Genomic DNA, 20107 nt, shown 5'->3' with positions numbered 1-20107 from the left:
GGCTCCGACGTCAGGCTCGCGGCACGTACGAGTCGAGTACGCGCAGCAGGGCATCCTTCAGTTCGGCCCGATTGCCACCCGGTGTCGGCCTGGCGATCTCGTGCAGGGTGTAGCCGTCGATCAGCGCCAGGAAATGCCGAGCCGGTAGTTGTGGTTCCGCGATACCGAATGCCCCCAACGCCGCCTCGGCCGCCTCCTCGATCATCCGCATGATTCGATGCACCGAATCCGCCAGCTCGGGCCGTCTACGCACAGCGAGGTACGCCTCGAACTGGACGAGGGAGTCGTCGTCCTCGGGGGAGGACAGCAGCGAGACGAGGTCCATGATCGCGTCGGCGAGATCGTCGCGAGTGAGCCCGCCGGTGTGCGCGACGTCGAGTAGAGCCGTGACTTTCGCCGTCACGTTCTCGGCAATTCGGGTGATCGCGGCATCGATGAGTTCGCCGACCGAGCCGAAGAAATAGCTGGTGGTCGACGGCGGGAAGCCGGCGGCGTCGGCAACGGACCGAAACGAGACGCGTTCGAGTCCGCGTGTTCCGATCACGCCGATGGCAGCGTCGACCAGGGCGTCTCGGCGTTCCTGGCCACGCGCGTATCGAGTCTTCCGGCGCTCTTCGGTCATTGCTACAACGTAGCCGGGGTGTTGTCTTCCGCTCCCATCGCAGTGCTCTCCAGCAGGCACTTTCCATCAATCCTGGCCTAGTGGCCAATATTGGGCTACTGTCGCCGCTACATCGAACAGCCTGGAAAGGAGCACCCATGACCGAGATTTCGGAAGCCTCGCGGGTGGACGTCGTGGTCGTCGGCGCAGGACTCGCGGGTCTGACCGCCGCGAGGGAACTGACGGCCGCAGGGTTGACCGTGCAGGTCCTCGAGGCCAGGGACCGGGTGGGCGGGCGGACGGTCAACCACGCACTCGGGGAGAACTCGGTGGTCGAGACCGGCGGGCAGTTCGTCGGTCCGACGCAGGACCACGTCCTCCGCCTCGCCGCGTCGGTGGGCGTCGGGACGTTCCCCGCGTACGACATCGGATCGAGCATCTACGTCAAGAACGGACGCGCCCGACGCTTCGACGGCGGGGTGCCACCGGACCTGGCGGCACTACCCGACGTCGGGATGCTCGTGGCGCGGATCGATCGGGCCGCCGGCCAGATCCCCGTGGATAGACCCTGGACGGCACCGCGTGCACGCGAGTGGGACACCCAGACTCTCGCCACCTGGGCCCGGAGGCACTCGGCAACCGACGGCGGCGTGGAACTGCTCGACATCCTGCTCGGGTCGGTGTTCGGTGGCACATCCGCCGACGTGTCGGCACTCTTCGGCCTGGCGTACATAGCCGGGGCGGGCAACGAATACACTCCCGGCACCGTCGATCGGTTGATGAGTGTCGCTGGGGGAGCGCAACAGTGGCGGTTCATCGGTGGCTCACAGGCGATCTGCATCGAGATTGCGAAGCAGCTCGGTGACGCCGTCCGGCTCGACACTCCTGTGCGACGCGTGGAGCAGCATCCGGATCGCGTGGTGGTGCACAGCGATACCGAATCGTGGGTCGCCCGATCGGTAGTCGTCGCAATTCCGCCCGTACTGGCCACCCGAATCGACTGGAGCCCTGCGCTTCCCGCGCCCCAGGACGCACTGTTCCAGCGGATGAACTTCGGCGGATTGGCCAAGTGCGAGGCCGTGTATCCCGCACCGTTCTGGCGTGCGAGCGGGCTCTCCGGCCAGGCACTCTTTCGTGACAGCGCCGTACCGGTGTCCTCGATGTTCGACAACTCACCACCCGGCGACAGTCAGGGAGTACTGATGGGATTCGTCGGCACCTGGGGCGCTCGCCATCGAGGCGGCCGAAACTGGTGCGCCGGCAACGAATCCGAGCGCCGCGGCGAGGTGCTCCGTGCCTTCGCCTCGGCGGTGGGGCCGCGCGCACTCGAACCGACGGAGTGGATCGAACTGGACTGGACCGACGAACGGTGGACCCGCGGCGGGCCGACCGCGGTGTTGACCCCCGGGGTGTTGACCGGGCTCGGACAGTGGCGCGATGTTCCGTTCGGACGAGTGCGGTGGGCCGGTGCCGAACACTCCGACTATTGGAACGGATACATGGACGGTGCCGTCAGATCGGGTGAAAAGGCAGCAGCAGAAATACTTTCGACCGAAGGAGAACTCTCGTGGAACAACGCTTCGTAGTCTCGGCCCACCGCACACTCTCGGTGACCCCGGAGGAGGTCTGGGCACTGACCGGTGACACCAGCCGCTACGCGGAATGGGTGTCCGACGTCCGAGCCGTCACCGCTCATCACGGCACCGCACGCACAGGTGGTGTCTACACCGAGGAAGTGGCGGCGCTCGGACGCTTCACCACTCACGCCACCTGGACCGTCCGGCAGCTGGAACCGAACCGACTGCGAATCGATTCGGGTCAGGGATTCGCACCGCTCACCAACGTGGCGAACGTTTTTCGCTTCGCGCCGCTGGGCGGCGGAACCTCCACCGCGATGACCTTCGAGTTCTGGTTCGATGTTGCTCCGAGCTGGCTGGGACGTATTGTGCGGCCCATCGCGACGGCCGGGATGTCCGCACGATTCGATGTCTCGATGTGCAACCTGGAGGCGCTGATCCTCTCCGAGCGAACCGCGACGATCCGATGAGAGAACCGGCGGAAGTCCTCACCCTCGGGGTGCACATACTCGACACTCTGGTGCGGCCGGTGACCGAAATACCCGACGGTCAGGCGGCGGTTCTGGCGGAGCAGATCGCGATGTCGGCCGCAGGCACCGCTGCAGGAACGGCGCTGGTGCTGTCCCGCCTGGGCGCCGCGGTACACACCGCGGGAGTCGTCGGTGGTGATTCGGCGGGCACGTTCCTACTGCAGCTCCTCGCCGACGACGGAGTGGACGTCTCCCTCGTTCATCGCATGGACGGGGTGCAGACCTCGGCGTCGGTGTTGCCGATCAGGCCGGACGGATCCCGGCCTGCTCTGCACGTGATCGGAGCCAACGGCTATCTGGCTCAGCATGTTCCGTGGAACATGTTCCACAACGTCGACTTCCTGCATCTCGGCGGACCCGAATTCTTCGGACCGGACACCGCACGCGACATCGCGCGCCGCGCCCACGAGGACGGCGTCGTCGTCACCGTCGACAGCCTGGCACCGTCCGTTCCGGAAGGACTCGGTGCGTTCGCCGCCGCGCTGCCCCACGTGGACTACCTGCTGCCCAACGACGAGCAGGTCCTCGGCTGGACCGGCTGCGCCACTGTCGAAGACGGGTGTCGTCGACTGCTCGAGCTCGGGGCATCCTGCGTGGTGGCCACCGCGGGGGCGTCGCCCACTCTCGTCGTCACGACCGACGAGGCCGTCGAGGTCCCCGCGTATTCCGTGGACGTGGTGGACACCAGCGGATGCGGAGATGCGTTCTCGGCCGGGTTCGTTCGGGGCCTGTCCCTGAGCATGAATGTCGTCGAGGCAGCCGAACTGGGCAATGCGACCGCCGCGCAAGTGGCGCAGGGTCTCGGTACCGATTTCGGCACCTACGACCTCGAGTTCGTTCGGAAGTTCGCACGTACCTGCAGGACCATCTGATGCCGGCCGACGTGGACGAGCTGAGGCAGTCCGTCGCCGAGACCGCCCGGCAACTGGGCCTACGGGGCCTTGTTCTCGGTACCGCCGGCAATGTCAGCGCACGCGCGGGTGATCTGGTGGCGGTGACGGCGACAGGGCTGGTGTTGGCGGACGCGACGATCGAGGACGTCACGGTTGTCGGCATGGACGGGATTGTGCGCGCTGGTGCATGCGAACCGACCTCGGAATTGGGCCTGCACCTGGGTATCTACGCGTCGTCCGAAGTTCGCGCGGTGGTGCATGCGCATTCTTCTGCGGCCGTTGCGCTTTCGCTCGTCGCGGACGAACTGCCGCCCGTGCACTACGCGCAGCTGGCTCTCGGCGGCAAGGTTCCGGTGGTGCCGTTCGCGCCGTTCGGTACGGCCGAGCTCGCCGACGCGGTGGTGACGGCGATGCGTTCGAGGTCGGCGGTGATCATGGCCCATCACGGATCGGTGGCCACCGGTCACGATCTCGGGGCCGCGATGTCGAACATCGAACTGCTCGAATGGCTCTGCGGGGTCTACCTTTCCGCTGCGTCGGTGGCGAACCCACGCTCCCTCGGCGACGTGCAGCTGGCGGCGACCCTCGACGAGGTGGTGCGCCGTGCATACGGAACCGCGGCACCCGTGCGAAGAGACTGACCGATGACCACCCGGGTGCGCCCGCTCTGGATTGCCGTGTTCTCCGTGGCGTGGCTCGGCTACTGGATGGCCAATCTGGTTCCACTGCAGCTGCTTCTGCCCGAGCGATTGCAAGAGATAGATCCGCAATCGAAGGTGTTCGACTTCGCCGTGATCAACGCGGTCTCGGCCGTGGTGCTCCTGATCGGTCTACCCCTGTGCGGGTCGCTGTGCGATCGCACTCGCAGCAGGTTGGGGCGACGGCGCGTCTGGTTCGGCGGCGGTGTCCTGTTCTTCGCCGGTGCGTTGGTGGTCACGGGGCTGCAGAGTACCGTTCTCGGAATCGGGACGGCGTGGTCGGTGGCGATGCTCGGATTGAGTGCTGCAACAGCAGGGTTGACCGCAGTGGTGGCCGACCGCGTACCGGATGAGCAGCGCGGAACGGTGTCGAGTGCGATCTATGCGCCGCAAGCACTGGGCGTGGTGGCGGGCCTGGCCCTGGTGTCCACACTCGCTCTGTCGGTACGGGGCGGGTACCTCGCCGTGGCGATCGCCCTGGTGATCTGCTCGGTGCCGTTTCTGCTGATGTATCGCGAAACCGAGTCACCGACGGCGCTGTTGAGCCTGCGCAGCATCGCGGCCTCACTGCTCGATTCGTTGCGCCACCGCGACTTCGCGTGGGCCTTCGGGGGTCGAATCCTGGTCAACGTGGCCAACTCGCTCGGCACCTGCTATTTGCTGTTCTTCCTCACCGACGGCCTTCGAGTCGCCGATCCGACGGGATCGCTGCTCGAGGTCACCGTCGTCTACCTGATCGCCTGTGTGTTGTGCACCTTCACCTTCGGTCCGTTGTCGGACAGGATGCGGCGCCGCAAGATCTTCGTGGCGGTCGCGGCATCGATGCAGGCCGTCGCGGGCTTCGTGCTGGCGGTGCATCCCACGATGGACGCGACGTTCGTCTCGGCCGCGTTGCTGGGCGGCGGATTCGGCGCGTACATGGCCGTCGATCAGGCGCTGGTGACCGGGGTTCTTCCGTCCGCAGACAGTCGGGCGACCGATCTGGGCGTGATGAACATCGGGGCAATCGTGCCACCTGCCATGGCTCCGCTGCTCGCGAGTGTGTTCCTCTCCACCGTCGGTGGATACCCGGCGTTGTTCGCGGCGGTGGGGGTGCTGGCCGCACTCGGGGCAGCGGTGACATGGCAGGTGAAATCGGTGCGCTGATTGCTCAGCGTCGGTGACGCAGCCCCAGTACTCGGTCGATCAGCGGCATGACCCACCGTTTGCGTCGAAGCGTCACCAGCTCGAATCCGGGGATGTCGAACAGCTTCGTGACGCGGCTGTGCGTTCGGCAGAACTCGGCGAACCCTTCGTCGCCGTGTACCCGGCCGAAGCCGCTGGCACCGACGCCGCCCATCGGAACCGATCCCATCCCAGCGAATGCGATCACGGAGTTGACGGTGACCTGGCCGCACACCAGTTGTGCCGCAATCTCTTTGCCGTGCGTGCGGGAGAACACCGATGCGCCGAGGGCATACCGATGATCGTTGCTCAGCTCGATCGCCTCGTCGATGCTGTCGACCTCACGGACGGTGACCGTGGGGCCGAACGTTTCCTCGCGAACGGCCGAGCAGCTCTCGGGGGTGTCCACCAACACGGTGGGTCCGACGAATCGCTCGCCGATCGAGGACAGTCCGCCGATCAGTGCTCGGCCACCGGCCGCCCCGGCGTCGGCGATGTGGCGTCGTACGATGTCGATCTGGCTGGGCATCGTCATCGGTCCGTAGGTGGCCGACGCATCGCCACCGGGCTGTATGGCACGTGCGTGCTGCACGAGAGCACCGGTGAATTGTGCTGCGACACTGCGCTCGACGTACACCCGCTCGACTCCGACGCACGTCTGGCCGCTGTTGCTGAATGCTCCCCAGGCGACTGCCTCGGCTGCTGCGGTGATGTCCGCATCCGCAGCGATGATCACCGGATCCTTGCCGCCGCATTCCACGACCACCGGGGTGAGCGTCTCGGCGCACGTGGCCATGATCTTCGAGCCGGTTCTCGTCGAACCCGTGAACGCGATCTTGTCCACACCCGAGCGGCACAGCGCGGCACCGGTCTCGCCGTATCCGGTCACCAGCGACAGAATGCCCAGTGGCAGAGTCGGATTGGCTTCGTGGAAGGCGCGAACGTATCGAGCCGCCACCGCGGGGGTGTACTCGCTGGGCTTGAACACCACGCAGTTGCCTGCTGCCAGAGCCGAGCCGATCGCACTGTTGGGTGCGTAGAGCGGGTAGTTCCACGGGCCGATGACGCCCACGACGCCGAGCGCGACCGTCTCCACGTGAGCGGAGTAGTTCGCGAGCAGCAACCCGGGGTTGACTCGGCGCGTGCGCATGAGCCGTGGTGCCTGCTTTTCCGCCCACGCGATGTGTTCGAGGGTCAGTACGATCTCGAGCAGTGCATCGTCGGCGGGTTTGCCGTTCTCACGGTGAATCAGATCGATGAATTCGGCTCGGCGGCTCCAGATCTCGTGTCGCCATGCGCGCAGGTGCCGGGCGCGAGTACGCGGCGGTAGTGCCGCCCAAGTGCGCTGCGCACTCCGCGCGAGGCCGACCGTTCGCGCGACGGACTCGGTCGAATCGACGGCGAACGAGGCAACCGGACCGTCGTCGATGGGGGAGATCGAATCGAAAGTTGCTCGCGCCTGGACCTGGCTGGTCACAGGGACGCTCCGAGCGCGTCCTTCGCCACGTGCGCGTCCCGCAGTTCGCGCTTGAGGATCTTGCCTGCGCCGCTCATGGGCAGTGCGGTGACGAACTCGACGGTGCGCGGTGTCTTGTATCCGGCAACGTAGCTGCGGGTGTGATCGCGAAGTTCTTCGACCGTCGGCGAGGTGCCCTCGGCCAGCACGACACAGGCGTGGACGCGCTCGCCCCATTCGCCGTCGGGAACACCGATCACGGCGCAGGCCAACACCGAGGGGTGCAGGCTCAGTGCGCTCTCGACCTCGGCGCTGTAGACGTTCTCGCCACCGGTGATGATCATGTCCTTGAGGCGATCGACGACGAACAGGAATCCGTCGGCGTCGAGGTAGCCGACATCGCCGGTGTGCATCCAACCGTTGCGAATGGCCGCGGCGGTCTCGTCCGGCTTGTTCCAGTAGCCCAGCATCACGTGTCCACCGCGAACGCAGATCTCGCCGACGGATCCGGTGGCCAACTGCTCGTCGTCGGGGCCGAGGATCTGGATCTCCGAGTGCGGGGCTGCGCGACCGGCCGAGCCGATGCGTTCTCCCACATGATGTTCCGGCCAGAGCAGCGACGCGACCGGTGCGAGCTCGGTCATGCCGTAGGCCTGGGTGAGGCGGGCCTGCGGGAGCCGGGCGAGGGTGCGCTCGAGGACGCCCGCGGAGATCGGTGATCCGCCGTACAGCACGCGGCTCAGCGAGGAGGTGTCGAACTCGCTCAACGTGGGGTGGTCGACGAGAAGCTGAATCATCGTCGGCACCAACAGCACATCGGTGATCGAATGCTTCGCGATCGCCCCGAGGACGGCGGTCGGCTCGAAGAACGGAACCATCACGTGGGTGCCGCCGAGCATGACCTGACCCACCCATGCGGCCAGATCGGCGAGGTGGAACATCGGAGCGGCATGGAGCAGGATCGACGCGTCGTCGAGCAGCTGTCCGGTCGCCACCGTTCCCAGGCCCGAGGTGACGAGGTTCGCGTGCGAGAGCATGACGCCCTTGGGGAAGCCGGTGGTGCCACCGGTGTAGAACAGCCCGGCGAGTGCGTCGCCGCTGCGGCGCGCATCGGGAATGGGATCGTGGGACGAGACCAGGTCCTCGTAGGAGACCATGCCCTCGGGGGTGGCACCGTCTCCGCAGTAGACGATGGTCTGCAGGCCGGCACATGCCGGACGCAGTGCCGGGACCATGGCACCGAAGGTGTCGTCGACCAGCAGGACCTTGGTGTCGGAGTCGTTCAGTGCGTACGCCACCTCCACGGGCGACCACCGGATGTTCACCGGGTTGAGCACGGCGTCGGCCCACGGCACCGCGAGCAGGTACTCCGAGTACCGATCGCTGTTGAACGCCAGCATCGCAACTCGATCGCCGGGCTCGACGCCGATGGAGTGCAGGCCCGCAGCCAGTCTTGCCACTCTGTCGATCTGTTCGGCGAAGGTGCGAACGCGATCGCCGAACACCGTTGCTGCCCGGTTCGGAGTGGTTGCCGCGGAGCGGTGAAGGCCCTGAGTGAGATACATGGCGAGTCCCTTGTGCGAGAGGGGGCGAGGGTGCCCGAGGTGAATACCGTCACAGTTCCACCTTATTGGCACAGTGTCAATAGGCGATTTGCACGTTTACCACTCGAATGGACCGCCGAAATGGGTTGTCTGGCTAACGGTCTCGGGCGTCGTCCAGAGCCCGCGCCGTGTCGAGGACGGTGACGAGCACATCGGTCAGCAGAATCTCGACCTGTTCGCGCGTCAGTGTGCCGCGCACCAACCATTCGCGGCCTGCCGCCTTGACCATGCCGCCGAAGGCACGCACCGCAGAGGTCGCCACTCGTCGGTCACCGCCTCTGCCCTCGAATGCCGTTGCATCGAGCACGCGTTCGGCAGCGAGATCGTCGGCCTCGTCGAGAATGCGGGCCACCTGCTCGTCGACCCCCGATCCGCTCGCCACCGACACCCACGCCGCGCCATGCGTCTCGATCACCCCCACCAGCCAGTGCACACTGCCACGGGCTCGCTCCTCGAGCGAGCCCGTGGGCAGATGTACGTCTTCGATCGGCGGCACGGTGACCAGGAAGCGAACGCTCTCGAGATACAGATCGCGCTTGCTGCCGATGTAGTGGTGAATGAGCCCTCGTGCGACGCCGGCCGAGGCAGCGACATCCGACATCGACACCTCCGCGTACGGCTTGTCGCCGAACAAGCGAACAGCGCTCGCCAGGATCTGCGTTCGTCGCTCGTCCGGTTCCAGTCGATTCCACTTGGGTGTACTTGCAGCCGGCATGGTTGTCATGATCGCACCGAACCGACGCCGCGAGGCGTCAGAGGTACCGCTCGGTGCGTGAGCGCAGCGACCTCGGCACGACGAACCGATCGCCGTACAGTGCCCGCAGTCGGTCGGCTCGCTCCACGAATCCCGGAAGGCCGCCGTCGAACTGATTGACGAACTGCAGCACCCCACCGGTCCACGCGGGGTAGCCGATGCCGAGGATGGAGCCGATGTTCGCATCGGCGACCGTCCGCAGGACACCTTCGTCGAGGCACGCGATCGAGTCGAGCGACTGCGCGATCAGCATGCGATCCATCATGTCCTCGAACGGAATTCCGTGATCGGGGCGGTGATAGTGCTCCACCAGGCCCGGCCACAATCCGGCCTTGGTGCCGTCCCCGGCGTACTCGTAGAAGCCACGTCCGGCCTTGCGGCCGGGGCGGTCGAACTCGTCGACCAGGCGATCGACCAGGGCATACGAGTTCGAGACGATCCACGGTCGACCGTCGGCGCGGGCGGCCTGAGCCATGCCCTCGCGGATGTGCCGAGACAGGGTCAACGAAATCTCGTCCATGAGAGCCAGCGCACCGGACGGGTAGCCCGCCTGAAGAGCGGCCTGCTCGACGGTGGCCGGGTGCACGCCCTCCGCGACCAGCGAGATCGCCTCGTCCATGAACCGGCCGATGACGCGGGTGGTGAAGAAGCCGTGGCTGTCCCCGACGACGATCGGCGTCTTGCCGATCAGACGAACGAAGTCGAATGCGCGGGCCAGCGCCAATTCGCTGGAGTGTGCTCCCACAACGATTTCCACCAACGGCATCTTGTCCACCGGGGAGAAGAAGTGCGTGCCGATGAAGTCCGAGGTGCGCGAGACTCCCGTCGACAGCTCGGTGATGGGCAGGGTCGAGGTGTTCGAGCACAGCAGGGCGTCGGCGGTCAGGTACTTGTCGACGGCCTCGAAAGCACCCTGCTTGACGGCGGGATCCTCGAACACCGCCTCGACGACCAGATCGCAACCCTCGGCATCGGCCGGGTCGGAACTGGGTGTGATGAGCGCGAGCACCGCATCGGCGTCGGCCTGGGTCTTTCGTCCCTTCGCGACGGCCTTGCCGAGAATCGAACGTGCATAGTCTTTTCCACGCTCGGCGGATTCGAGCGAGACATCACGCAGCACGACCGGAACCTTGGCCGAGGCGACGACGTAGGCGATGGCGGCGCCCATCATTCCGGCACCGATCACCAGGACCTTCTCAGGTACCCGGTGCGGTTCGGCGCTCGGACGAGAGCCACCCTTGTTGATGGATCCGAGATCGAAGAACATCGATTGGATCAGATTGCCCGAGACCGCTCCGCAGGCGAGCGAGGTGCAATGCCGGGTTTCCACGAGCGATGCCGACTCGAAGTCGAGCACCGACCCTTCCACGGCCGCAGCAACCACCGCGATCGGAGCGGGCATCGGTGCACCCTTGACCTGCTTGCGGACCGTGGCCGCGAAGGCAGGCAATTGCGCAGCCAACGCGGGTGAGGCCGCGGTGCCGCCGGGGATCTTGAAACCGTTTCTGTCCCAGGGCTGTACGGCCTCGGGATTGGCGACGATCCAGGCGCGAGCGCTGGCCATCATCTGCTCGTGGGTGTCGACGACCTCGTCGACGAGTCCGAGTTCGAGTGCCTGCGCCGGCCGATACCGCTGGCCCTGGCCCACCACCTGTGTCAGAGCCTTGACGATGCCGAACATGCGGACCGTCCTGGTCACTCCACCGGCCCCGGGGAGAAGCCCGAGGGTGACCTCGGGAAGCCCGAAGCGCGCTTTGCTGTTGTTCAGAGCAATTCGACGATGGCAGGCCAGCGCGATCTCGAAGCCGCCACCGAGTGCGGTGCCGCCGAGCGCAGCCACCACCGGCTTGCCCAGCTTCTCGATCCGGCGAAACTTGTCCTTGGTGAAGTCTAGGGCGTCGGCGATGGCCTCGTGGTCGTGGGGGCCTGCGTCGCGTAGCAGTTCGAGGTCGCCGCCGGAGAAGAAGGAATCCTTCGCCGAGGTGACGATCACTCCGTCGTAGGCATCGACGTTCGCCTCGAGCCAGTCGACCGTCTGCCCGAGTGACTCGCCGAACGCGGCGTTCATCGTGTTGGTGGACTGCGTCGGGTCGTCCATCGTCAACACGAGTACGCGGTCGGTGCCGATCTCGCCGGTGATCGTGGAAGTGTGCAGTGCAGCAGTGCTGTTCATCGTTTCCTCGGGTCGTTGTTCGAGCGCAGGGTGGTCACAGGCGCTCGATGATGGTGGCGACGCCCATTCCGGCACCGATGCAGAGTGTGATCAGTGCGTAGCGCTCGCCCCGGCGCTCGAGCTCGTCGAGAGCCATTCCGGTGAGCATCGCGCCCGTTGCGCCCAGTGGGTGGCCGATCGCGATCGCGCCACCGTTGACGTTGATGCGATCGTGGTCGATGTCCAGCTTCTTCGCGTAGTTGAGCACCACCGATGCGAATGCCTCGTTGACCTCGAACACCGCGATGTCGTCGAGGCTGAGTCCCGCTGCGGCCAAAACCTTGTGGGTGGCCGGAACCGGGCCGGTGAGCATCAACGTCGGGTCCGATCCGGCGACGACACCGGCCACGACGCGTCCGCGTGGGGTCAATCCGCCTGCGCGACCGGCTTGTTCGGAGCCGATGAGCACCATTGCGGTGCCGTCTACGATGCCGGAGGAGTTGCCGGCGTGGTGGACGTGATCGATGCGCTCGACCTCGGTGTACTTCTGCATCGCGACGGCGTCGAACCCGGCGAGCGAACCCATCTGTGCGAACGACGGTTTCAGGGCAGCGAGATCGGCCGTGGTGGTCTCGGGTCGCATGATTTCGTCGTGATCGAGCATCAGTCGGCCGTTTGCGTCGAAGACCGGGATGACCGACTTCTCGAAGTGGCCCATCGACCAGGCGTGTGCGGCGCGCTGCTGGCTGCGCACTGCGAAGGCGTCGACCTCGTCGCGATCGAATCCTTCGATCGTCGCGATGAGGTCTGCACTGACTCCCTGCGGAACGAAGTAGCTGCCGTAGTTGGTCAGCGGGTCGCACGGCCATGCGCCGCCGTCCGCCCCGAGCGGGACACGAGACATCGATTCGACGCCACCGGCGACGATGAGCTGATCCCATCCGGACCGAACACGTTGCGCCGCAGTGTTGACGGCCTCCAGTCCCGATCCGCAGAAGCGGTTGAGTTGAACGCCGGCGACACTGTCCGGCAGTCCGGCAACCATCGCGACGGTGCGGGCGATATCGCAACCCTGGTCGCCGAACGGGGTGACGACACCGAGCACGACGTCGTCGATCAGGGCCGGATCCAACTGAGAGTGTCGAGAGAGCAACGTGGACAGCGTGTTCGCGGCCAGATCGACCGGCTTGATGGTGTGCAGTGAGCCGGAGCTCTTACCGCGGCCACGTGGGCTGCGAACTGCGTCGTAGAGGAACGCCTCCATGGTGGTGCCTTTCTGGGGCAACGAGATTGCCGAGTTCTACAGGGAGCGGGAGATGAGGTCTTTCATGACTTCGTTGGCACCGGCGTAGATGCGTGCGATGCGGCCGTCGACGAACATGCGGGCGATGGGGTATTCCTCCATGTAGCCGTACCCACCGAAGAGCTGCAGGCAACGGTCGACCACCTCGAACTGTCGGTCGGTGGTCCAGTACTTGACCATCGCTGCCGTGGTGACGTCGAGGCTGCCCGAGATGTGCTGTGCCATGGCGTCGTCGACGAAGGTGCGGACGACGCGGCCGATGGTGGCGCATTCGGCGAGCTCGAACTTGGTGTTCTGCAGATCGAACAGTGTCTTGCCGAAAGCGCTGCGCGACTTGGTGTATTCGACGGTCTGCGCGACGGCGGCGTCGATCATCGCGGCGGCGGCAATGCCGCAGATCAGGCGTTCCTGGGGGAGTTGCTGCATCAACTGCGCGAAACCGCGGCCCTCTTCACCCAGAATGTTGCCCGCGGGGACGCGGAGGCCGTCGAAGGTGAGTTCGGCTGTGTCCTGGCCCTTCTGGCCGATCTTGTGCAGCACGCGTCCGCGGTGGAAGCCTTCGGTGTCGTCGGAGACCTCGGCGACGAGCAGTGACAGTCCCCGGGCTCCGGCGGACGGATCGGTCTTGGCGGCGATGATGATCAGATCGCAGTGAGCTCCGTTGGAGATGAACGTCTTTCCGCCGGTCACGACGTAGTCGTCGCCGTCACGCACTGCGCGGGTGGTGATGCCCTGCAGATCCGAGCCGGTGCCCGGTTCGGTCATGGCGATGGCACCGATCCACTCTCCCGAGCACAGCTTCGGCAGCCACTGCTGCTTCTTCTCCTCGGACGCGTAGGCCAGGATGTAGTGCGGAACGATGCCGCTGTGCACGCCGAGCTGCATGGCCGAGTCGCCGGAGCGGACCTGTTCGGAGAACAGCACCGCCTCGTGGCGGAAGTCGCCGCCGCCTCCGCCGTACTGCTCGGGCACCGACATGCCGAGCAGTCCGAGGCTGCCTGCGGTGCGGTAGACCTCGCGGCTGGGGCGTCCGGCAGCCGCGAATTCCTCGCGATGCGGCGCGACCTCCTTCTCGAAGAATCCTCGGGCGAGCTGTCGCACGTCGGCGAGCTCGGTAGCGAGGTCGTCGGAGGTGCGGTCTGCGAGTGCAGTCATGGTGGGTCCTTGGCTCGAAGCGCAACCGTGATTTATTGGCGCTGTGCCAATAATGATTGCGCGACGGTGCTGTGGATGTCAACAGTGGGTGCTCCCTACCTGCCGAACTCGAAGTTATGGACGGATTCGGGTCCGGATTCGTCCATAACTTCGAGTTCGGCGGGGAGTCCTCTAGGTATCGACCGAGCGCAGTAGCGCTACATCCGAGACGAGTCGGATGTGGTCGGCCATTGCCCGTCCTGCCTCGGCCGGATCCTGATTTCGTACGGCCTCGGCGATGCGTCGATGGTGCTCGAGCGAGGCCTGGGGCCGGTTGGACTGCGACAACGACTCGATGCGGGTCTCGCGGATGAGGCCGGCGATTTCCCCCATGAGCCTGGCAAGCAACGGTGAGTGCGCTGCCTCGGTGATCGCGTGATGGAACAGCTCGTCGCCCGAGTCTCCTCGATCGCCGTCGGTGATCTCGGTGGCCATCACGGACACGGCGTGGTCGATTGCTGCCATCTCGTCGTCACTGCGACGCGTCGCCGCCAGTTCGGCGAGCTTCACCTCGAGTGCCTCGCGTGCCTCGATCACCTCGGGCAGCCGGTCTGCGTGCTCGCGCAGAGCGCGAATTGCCATGTCTCCCACGGGTCGTCGTACGAGCACTGCGCCGTCACCGTGCCGGACCGACAGGATGCCCTGCACTTCGAGGGCGACAAGGGCCTGGCTCAGAGATGCTCGGCTGACCCCGAGGTGGCCGGCCAGTTCGCGCTCGGGCGGAAGTCGATCACCGGGGTTCATCTCGCGGTCGGCGATGTGCTTGCACAGCTGTTCGACGATGACCTCGTACAGCCGTGGTCGGGTCACGGGGCGAATTTGCTCAGCCACTGTGTCACTCGCTCTCTGTTCCTCTGGACCTCCACCCTAGTCGCCGTCGCACGGGTAACGACGGCCACATTCAGGGCTGACAAGTGATCCACTTCACTGGTTGAGTCCCTATTGACTCAGTGGCCAGTCCAATTAGCCACTGGAGATCCTGGGCAACCGCTCGGGTGACACCACAGACGGACCGGAGACCTTCGATGTCGACCGAGTTGATACCCATCCTTGCGCTCGTCGTCATGTTCCTCGCCGCAACCGTGTTCCCCGTGAACATGGGCGCGTTGGGGTTCGTGGCGGCGTTCTTCGTCGGAACACTTGCCGTGGGCATGGGTGCCGACGACATCATTGCCGGCTTCCCGAGCAGTCTGTTCCTCACGCTCGTCGGCATCACCTACCTGTTCGCCATCGCACAGAACAACGGCACGGTCGACCTCCTGGTCCGCGGAGCCGTTCGACTCGTCGGAGGCCGGGTGGCGCTGATCCCCTGGGTGATGTTCGGTATCACCGGCGTTCTGACGTCGATCGGTGCGCTCGGGCCGGCCGCGGTGGCCATCGTTGCCCCGATCGCCCTCGGCTTTGCCGCGCGCTACAAGATCAACGCCCTGCTCATGGGCATGATGGTCATTCACGGCGCGCAGGCAGGCGGATTCTCACCCATCAGCATCTACGGCGTCACGGTCAACAACATCGCCGCCGACGCAGGACTCGTCAACAGTCCGCTCACGCTCTTCCTCGGCAGCTTGTTCTTCAACGCCGCAATCGGCGCGCTGCTGTTCATGTTCCTCGGTGGCCGCTCCCTCATCGGACGCAGCGTGCACGACGAGGACGGCACGCGTCCCGACGGTGACACCGGCGGAGTCGGCGGTTCGGGTTCGCGAACGGTCATGCGCGGCTTCGGGGCATCGACGCCTCGTCCGTCCGGTCAGACGGTCACCGTCGAGAACGCACCGCCCCTGGCCACCGCGGTCAAGGCCATCACCTTCGATCAGATTCTCACGCTCGTCGGCCTGGCCTCGCTGGCTCTGTTCGCCCTCGTGCTCGACCTCGACGTCGGATTCATCGCGATGACGGTGGCCGTGATCCTCGCTCTCGCATCGCCCAAGGCGCAGAAGGGCGCGATCAACCAGATCAGCTGGTCGACGGTGCTGCTCATCGGTGGTGTGCTCACGTTCGTCGGAGTGCTGCAGGAAGCCGGAACCGTCGAGTACGTCGGCGATTCGGTCGCGAACATCGGCATCCCGCTTCTCGTGGCGCTGCTGCTCTGCTACATCGGTGCCATCGTCTCGGCCTTCGCGTCCTCCACCGCGATCCTCGGCGTCACCATCCCGCTGGCCGTTCCGTTCCTGCTCGCCGGTGAAGTAGGAGCCATCGGAGTCATCGTGGCTCTGTCCATCGTGTCGACCATCGTCGACGTCAGCCCGTTCTCCACCAACGGAGCCCTGGTGCTCGCCAACGCTCAGGACATCGACCGAGATGTCTTCTACAAGCAGATCCTCAAATACAGCGCCCTGGTCGTTGTCATCGGCCCGCTGATCGCCTGGGGATTGCTGGTCGTACCCGGCTGGATGTAGCAGTACTGCGGCTGAAAACAGGCGCTCGATGATGGCGGCACGTGTGTTCGACGTGCCGCCATCACGCGTCTGAGCTGGGCAAAGGCACGTAAATCGGCACTTGACTTCTCTGGGGTTCGCTGGTCCAATTGAATTGGCTAGTCCACTGGCCCAGTAATCCAATCGGACCTCGGGTCCGGTCCCACCTCGCTTCGACGTAAGGATCAATTCGATGCCCCTCAACACGACAGGCAGAACCGGACCGCTCGAAGGCACCGTGGTGGTCGATCTGACCCGCGCCCTGGCCGGCCCGCACGCGGCGATGATGCTCGGCGACCTCGGCGCAGACATCATCAAGGTCGAGACGCCCAAGGGCGGCGACGACACCCGAGTCTGGGGTCCCCCCTTCGTCACTCCGCGCGATGCCGAACGCGAGTCGACGTACTTCCTCTCGGCCAACCGCAACAAGCGGTCCATCGCCCTCGATCTCAAGACCGACGACGGCCGAGAAGCGTTGGAGCACATGATAGAACGAGCAGACGTGCTGCTCGAGAACTTTCGCACCGGAGTGCTCGACCGCCTCGGTTTCTCACCCGAGCGCATCGCCGAGATCAACCCGCGCACGGTCGTACTGTCGATCAGCGGATTCGGCCACGACGGACCCGAGGGCGGCCGCTCCGGCTACGACCAGATCGCCCAGGGGGAGGCCGGGCTGATGTCGTTCACCGGCTCGGGCCCCGAGGATGTCCAGCGCGTCGGCGTTCCCATCGCAGACCTGCTTGCCGGAATGTACGGAGCCTTCGGCGTTCTCGCGGCATTGCGTGAACGCGACCGCACCGGGCGCGGCAAGGTCGTCCGCACCTCGCTGCTCGCCAGCGTCGTCGGAGTGCACGCCTTCCAGGGCACCAAGTGGACCGTCGCAGGCGAGGTGGGCGCGGCTCAGGGTAATCACCACCCGTCGATCTGCCCGTACGGATTGTTTCCGACATCGGATGGCGCAGTGCAGATCTCCGTGGGTAGCGAGGGGCTGTGGCATCGGTTCTGCGAGGGCTTCGGCATCGACCCCGATCTCGAGGGCATGGCCACCAACCCGCAACGGGTGGACAGTCGCGACGACGTCATCGAACTCGTCTCCAAGATCTTCCGCACCTACGACACCGAACCGCTGCTGTCCCTTCTCGACGAGATCGGTGTTCCCGCAGGCAAGGTGCGCAATGTGCAGGAAGTGTACGAGTGGGAGCAGACCAAATCCCAGGGCCTGCTCGTCGACGTCGAACACGCGACGTTGGGCACGGTCACTCTGCCGGGGCCGCCCCTGCGCTTCTTCGAATCCGACGGCACCGAGGTCACCGAAACGAATCATCTGGCGCCGCCGGTGCTGGGTGCCGACGACGAGCTCGTCCGCGACTGGCTGAAAGAAGCGATCCGATGACCAGAATGACCGCCCTCGAACTGCTCGATCTGGTGATCGATCCCGGCAGCTTCGACTCCTGGGACACTCCGACTGCGGACTACGTCATCGACGACGAGTACGCGAGCGAACTGGTGGCGGCCCGTGAGAAGACCGGTCTCGACGAGTCCGTCCTCACCGGGTCCGCGACCGTTCGGGGCCGCAGGGTCGCAATCCTGCTCGGCGAGTTCGCATTTCTGGCCGGCTCGATCGGGGTTGCGGCGGGTGAGCGGCTCGTCACTGCCGTGCACCGGTCGACGGACGAGCGGCTGCCGCTGCTCGCGTTACCGACCTCCGGCGGAACCCGCATGCAGGAGGGCACGGTCGCGTTTCTGCAGATGGTCAAGATCACCGCCGCGATCACAGCACACAAGGCGGCGAACCTGCCGTACATCGTCTACTTGCGGCACCCCACCACCGGCGGAGTCTTCGCGTCCTGGGGATCGCTCGGACACGTCACCGTCGCCGAGCCCGGTGCCCTGGTCGGCTTCCTCGGGCCTCGCGTCTACGAGGCCCTCTACGACGCGAAGTTCCCCGCGGGCGTGCAGACGTCGGAGAACCTCCAGGCCCACGGGCTCATCGACGCCATCCGCCCGCCCGAGCAGCTCGGCGAGATCGTCGATCGGGCGCTGCGGATCATGACCGACGTCCCGTCGTGCCGGCCCCGCACCGTCGAGGCGCTCGAATGGAAGATCGAGGACGTGCCCGCGTGGACGTCGATCCTGGCCTCCCGTAGGAACGATCGTCCCGGCGTGCGCGAGTTGCTGTTCAGTACTGCAGCAGATGTGCTGCCGCTCAACGGAACCGGTCAAGGCGAGTCCGATCCCGGTCTGATTCTGGCTCTCGTTCGGTTCGGCGACATGCCGTGCGTACTGCTCGGGCAGGATCGACGGGGTCAGACGACGAAGACCCCGCTCGGTCCCGCAGCGCTCCGCGAGGCTCGACGCGGTATGCGTCTGGCACAGGATCTGAAGCTTCCGCTCGTCACCGTCATCGACACGGCAGGTGCAGCGCTGTCGAAGGAGGCGGAGGAAGGTGGCCTGGCGGGCGAGATCGCCCGGTGCATCGCAGACATGGTCGATCTCGAAACCCCGACGCTGTCATTGCTGTTGGGGCAGGGGACGGGCGGCGGCGCACTCGCGCTGGTACCGGCTGATCGCGTTCTTGCCGCTCAGCACGCGTGGCTCTCGCCGCTGCCGCCCGAGGGTGCGTCGGCCATCGTGCATCGCGACACCGCCCATGCCGCGGAGATGGCCACCAAGCAGGGAGTGCGCTCGCTCGACCTCTTCCGGGCCGGTGTCGTCGACATCATCATTCCCGAGCTGCCCGACGCGGCGGACGAATCGCAGCAGTTCTGCGATCGGGTGGGTGCGGTGCTGCACCGTGAGCTCGCGGACCTGATCGCCCAGGATCCGTCGTTGCGGATGATTGCCCGCGAAAAGCGTTTCAACAGAATCGGCTTCGCGGCGGCCGCGGTCTGATGCCCGCCGAACTCGAAGTTGTGGATGATTTTCGGCTGGAATTCGTCCATAACTTCGAGCTCGGCGATGACCGGGGAGGCTATCGTCGTTCAGGTGGCGGGCAATGCGCGGGATCCGGGGGTCTCGGTGGCCTCGCGACTGCTGGCGCTCCTGGCCGTGTTCGACGAGAAGACCCCTGCGCTGACGTTGTCCGAACTTGCCGACGGTGCCGACCTGCCCGTCGCCACCGCACATCGCCTGGTGCGTGAACTGGTCGGCTGGGGAGCGCTCGTCCGCGGCGACGACGGCCGCTACGTGGTGGGGCGTCGGCTGTGGAAGTTGGGCTTGCTGGCACCGGATCAAGCCGATCTGCGAGAGATAGCCTCGCCGTTTCTGCACGACATCTACGGCGCGACGCTCGCCACGGTGCATTTGGCCATTCGCGACGGCGATGAGGTGCTCTACCTCGACAGGTTGGCCGGGCATGCGTCGGTGCCTGCGGTCAGCCGGGTCGGAGCCCGCCTGCCTCTGTATGCGACCGGAGTCGGCAAGGTGTTGTTGGCCTACGCCCCGCGCGAGGTGCACGATCGCGTGCTCAGGAACTTGGCCCGCATCACCCCGTACACGGTGACTCATCCGGGGAAGTTGGACAGCGAACTACGCCGAGTGCATCGTGAGGGGTATGCGCAGACGGTCGAGGAGATGACGCTGGGAGCGTGTTCGGTGGCCGTACCGGTCCGCGGCGAGGGTGAGAGTGTGGTGGCTGCGTTGGGAATCGTGGTTCCGAGTATCGGCCGAGATCGCGCCAGACTGGTTGCAGCTCTGCAGGTTGCAGCCCGAGGTATCGAGCGAAGTCTGCGGAGGTGAGAGCAGTGTTTTCACTGAGCGGAAACCGT

At 65.8% G+C, this 20107-nt stretch carries 17 protein-coding genes; 9 read left to right on the top strand and 8 right to left on the bottom strand.

The features are described from left to right. Positions 1-10: 10 nt before the first annotated feature. Positions 11-622: a TetR/AcrR family transcriptional regulator gene (locus R3P93_RS19810; RefSeq protein WP_317533847.1), complete on the bottom strand. Its 612-nt coding sequence runs from the start codon at positions 620-622 to the stop codon at positions 11-13. Positions 623-759: 137 nt separating this feature from the next. Between R3P93_RS19810 and R3P93_RS19805 the strand changes: the two genes are divergently transcribed. Genes R3P93_RS19805 through R3P93_RS19785 form a run of 5 tightly spaced genes read left to right on the top strand, consistent with a single transcriptional unit; the run spans position 760 to position 5445 of the window. After that, entirely contained in the window at positions 760-2187 is a 1428-nt protein-coding gene (locus R3P93_RS19805; protein ID WP_317533846.1) for a flavin monoamine oxidase family protein, read from the top strand. Continuing rightward, positions 2169-2648, top strand: coding sequence for an SRPBCC family protein (locus tag R3P93_RS19800; RefSeq protein ID WP_317533845.1), 480 nt, complete (start codon positions 2169-2171; stop codon positions 2646-2648). Before R3P93_RS19805 ends, R3P93_RS19800 begins: the two co-directional genes overlap by 19 nt. After that, positions 2645-3580: a carbohydrate kinase family protein gene (locus R3P93_RS19795; RefSeq protein ID WP_317533844.1), complete on the top strand. Its 936-nt coding sequence runs from the start codon at positions 2645-2647 to the stop codon at positions 3578-3580. Before R3P93_RS19800 ends, R3P93_RS19795 begins: the two co-directional genes overlap by 4 nt. Further along, on the top strand, positions 3580-4242 hold the full coding sequence (locus R3P93_RS19790) for a class II aldolase/adducin family protein (RefSeq protein WP_317533843.1): 663 nt from the start codon (positions 3580-3582) through the stop codon (positions 4240-4242). The genes R3P93_RS19795 and R3P93_RS19790 overlap by 1 nt, the downstream gene beginning before the upstream one ends. A gap of 3 nt (positions 4243-4245) precedes the next feature. Continuing rightward, the gene (locus R3P93_RS19785) at positions 4246-5445 is read left to right on the top strand and encodes an MFS transporter (protein ID WP_317533842.1); all 1200 of its coding nucleotides are present in this window, start codon (positions 4246-4248) and stop codon (positions 5443-5445) included. A 4-nt stretch (positions 5446-5449) separates the two neighbouring features. On the opposite strand, the gene R3P93_RS19780 is transcribed toward R3P93_RS19785, so the two are convergent. The 7 genes from R3P93_RS19780 to R3P93_RS19750 form a co-directional block, all read right to left on the bottom strand. After that, a complete protein-coding gene (locus tag R3P93_RS19780) occupies positions 5450-6940 on the bottom strand; it encodes an aldehyde dehydrogenase family protein (RefSeq protein ID WP_317533841.1) in 1491 nt (496 codons plus the stop codon). After that, positions 6937-8484, bottom strand: coding sequence for an acyl-CoA synthetase (locus R3P93_RS19775; protein WP_317533840.1), 1548 nt, complete (start codon positions 8482-8484; stop codon positions 6937-6939). The genes R3P93_RS19780 and R3P93_RS19775 overlap by 4 nt, the downstream gene beginning before the upstream one ends. Positions 8485-8617: 133 nt before the next feature. Next, positions 8618-9247: a TetR/AcrR family transcriptional regulator gene (locus tag R3P93_RS19770; protein WP_317533839.1), complete on the bottom strand. Its 630-nt coding sequence runs from the start codon at positions 9245-9247 to the stop codon at positions 8618-8620. Between the two features lie 28 nt (positions 9248-9275). Beyond that, positions 9276-11450 carry a 3-hydroxyacyl-CoA dehydrogenase NAD-binding domain-containing protein gene (locus tag R3P93_RS19765; protein ID WP_317533838.1) on the bottom strand — a complete coding sequence of 725 codons (2175 nt, stop codon included), beginning with the start codon at positions 11448-11450 and terminating at the stop codon, positions 9276-9278. A gap of 34 nt (positions 11451-11484) precedes the next feature. Then, a complete protein-coding gene (locus R3P93_RS19760; protein ID WP_317533837.1) occupies positions 11485-12693 on the bottom strand; it encodes an acetyl-CoA C-acetyltransferase in 1209 nt (402 codons plus the stop codon). A 36-nt stretch (positions 12694-12729) separates the two neighbouring features. Then, the gene (locus R3P93_RS19755) at positions 12730-13887 is read right to left on the bottom strand and encodes an acyl-CoA dehydrogenase family protein (RefSeq protein ID WP_317533836.1); all 1158 of its coding nucleotides are present in this window, start codon (positions 13885-13887) and stop codon (positions 12730-12732) included. 171 nt (positions 13888-14058) lie between these two features. Beyond that, the gene (locus R3P93_RS19750) at positions 14059-14757 is read right to left on the bottom strand and encodes a FadR/GntR family transcriptional regulator (RefSeq protein WP_317533835.1); all 699 of its coding nucleotides are present in this window, start codon (positions 14755-14757) and stop codon (positions 14059-14061) included. A gap of 194 nt (positions 14758-14951) precedes the next feature. Here R3P93_RS19750 and R3P93_RS19745 point away from each other — a divergent pair, with 194 nt between their 5' ends. The 4 genes from R3P93_RS19745 (at position 14952) to R3P93_RS19730 (ending at position 20078) form a co-directional block, all read left to right on the top strand. Further along, positions 14952-16322, top strand: a complete 1371-nt coding sequence (locus R3P93_RS19745; RefSeq protein ID WP_317533834.1) for an SLC13 family permease — start codon at positions 14952-14954, stop codon at positions 16320-16322. Between the two features lie 211 nt (positions 16323-16533). Continuing rightward, positions 16534-17733, top strand: a complete 1200-nt coding sequence (locus tag R3P93_RS19740; RefSeq protein ID WP_317533833.1) for a CaiB/BaiF CoA transferase family protein — start codon at positions 16534-16536, stop codon at positions 17731-17733. Then, positions 17730-19232: a carboxyl transferase domain-containing protein gene (locus R3P93_RS19735; protein WP_317533832.1), complete on the top strand. Its 1503-nt coding sequence runs from the start codon at positions 17730-17732 to the stop codon at positions 19230-19232. The genes R3P93_RS19740 and R3P93_RS19735 overlap by 4 nt, the downstream gene beginning before the upstream one ends. A gap of 93 nt (positions 19233-19325) precedes the next feature. Continuing rightward, the gene (locus R3P93_RS19730) at positions 19326-20078 is read left to right on the top strand and encodes an IclR family transcriptional regulator (protein ID WP_317533883.1); all 753 of its coding nucleotides are present in this window, start codon (positions 19326-19328) and stop codon (positions 20076-20078) included. The last annotated feature ends 29 nt before the right edge of the window (positions 20079-20107 follow it).

Origin of the sequence: Rhodococcus cerastii, from assembly GCF_033042195.1 — a bacterium.
Classification (GTDB): Bacteria; Actinomycetota; Actinomycetes; order Mycobacteriales; family Mycobacteriaceae; genus Rhodococcoides.
Note: the sequence above shows the minus strand (reverse complement) of the source record. Positions and strands in the feature narration are given on the sequence as shown.